The organism is Burkholderia sp. Bp8986, assembly GCF_003854225.1.
Lineage (GTDB): Bacteria > Pseudomonadota > Gammaproteobacteria > Burkholderiales > Burkholderiaceae > Burkholderia.
In genome coordinates this window covers 1-1484 of the sequence record NZ_QTQM01000148.1, presented here as the reverse complement: position 1 = coordinate 1484, position 1484 = coordinate 1, and the positions used below count along the sequence as shown (strand labels likewise).

Genomic DNA, 1484 nt, shown 5'->3' with positions numbered 1-1484 from the left:
GTCGGCCCTGAACAATTCGTTTTGCTCGGCAAACGAGTTCACGCTGCCGACGGCGTAGCGGTTTCGAAGCCAAGCAAAGCGACGAGAAGCAGGGCGTAAAAAATCCGCAGCTTGCGCAGGATCATCCGCAGGTTGTGGCCGGCGCCGCACAGCACCGCGTGCATGGCATCGCCGAGCGCACCCTTGAGCCAATTGCGATCGAGTTTTCCATCTGCCTTCATGTGTCCGATGGCTGGCTCGATCGCGCTGCGCCGCCGGATCATCGCGCGCAAGCCTCGCGTGATGCCGCGTCGCAAGCCCGGGTGATAGACCTTCACACCGTCAATGGCGACGCCCTTGTAGCCGCGATCGACGACAGCGATCTCCGGCTGGACGTCGCTCAAGATCGCCGCCTGCTCCAACGCTTCGGCCAACGTGTGCCCGTCGTACGGATTACCCGGCATCGAGCGAGCTCCGATCACCAGACCTTCTTTGTGCGTCGTCGTGATCGACACCTTCACGCCGAACTCGTACGGCTTACGCGCTTTGCCCTTGGCCAAGCACTCCACTTCCGGCGCATGCAGCGCGTACAGCTTGTTCTTGTCCTTCTGCTTCTGCGACAGAATCCGCTTCGTGCGCCCAATCAGGTCTTCCAGCGTCGCCCGACCTTGTTGAGCGACGCCGTCCAGCTGCCGCTCGACGTCTCGCATCACGCGGCCCACTCGCGAACGCAATGTGCGCAGCGCTTTCTTCATCCGCTTGTACTGCTTTGCATGCGCGTAGCGACCAATCTGGCCCGCCAGCCGCGGTGCTTCACGGTTGTAGTTCTGCCGCAGCTTCAGGCCATGCCGCGCAGCAGCCTTCACCAAATGTTCCCGGCAACGTTCGAGCAGGCGCGAGTCGGTGGGATGTGCAATCGCCTTCTCCATGACCGTCGTGTCGACGATCACCCGCTTCAGGCTCGACGTCTTGATGACGTTCGCTCGTTTGGCCGCCTCGATCGTCCCGGCGAGCAGTTCTTCGACACCAGCCTCGCCCAGGCGTTTCCTCCAACGCGTCAGGCTCGACGGATCAATCGGCGGCTGCGTCTGCAAGTACGTCTCGCCAGTGAACACTTGCCAGTACGGGTTCTCAAGCCATTGCCAAACGACCTCTTCATCCGACAGATCGAACGCGTGCTGCAAGTACAGCAGCCCTGCAATCAAACGCGGCGACGTTGCCGGTCGCCCGCGATGCGACACGAAGCTCGCACTCATCGCCGCGCTCAACCGCTCCCAGTCGATCAGATCGGCAAGGCGAATCAACGGATGCTTCAAGTTGATCTGCTCGCGCAGCGGCTGGCGGAAGAAATCTCCCTCTGGCACCGGCGTCTTCGGACCCATCCACACCTCGTCAGGATTTGCAGGATTCACGCATCAATATGCCCGCTTCCTGCAAATCAAACAACACCGTTTCGGCTTCGCAGCCTTACTGCATACGCCTCGCACGATTGTTCAGGTCCGACT

Annotated in this window: 1 protein-coding gene; it reads right to left on the bottom strand. The window is 61.1% G+C overall.

Features of this window, described 5'->3' with window-relative positions; genetic code table 11:
* Positions 1 to 38 precede the first annotated feature (38 nt).
* Positions 39 to 1361: an IS5 family transposase gene (locus tag DID99_RS36580; protein ID WP_124668722.1), complete on the bottom strand. Its 1323-nt coding sequence runs from the start codon at positions 1359 to 1361 to the stop codon at positions 39 to 41.
* Between the last annotated feature and the right edge of the window lie 123 nt (positions 1362 to 1484).

Bases quoted from the DNA above. Each gene is read 5' to 3' on its own strand.
- DID99_RS36580 (WP_124668722.1), bottom strand. From the start codon at position 1,361: ATGGGTCCGAAGACGCCGGTGCCAGAGGGAGATTTCTTCCGCCAGCCG.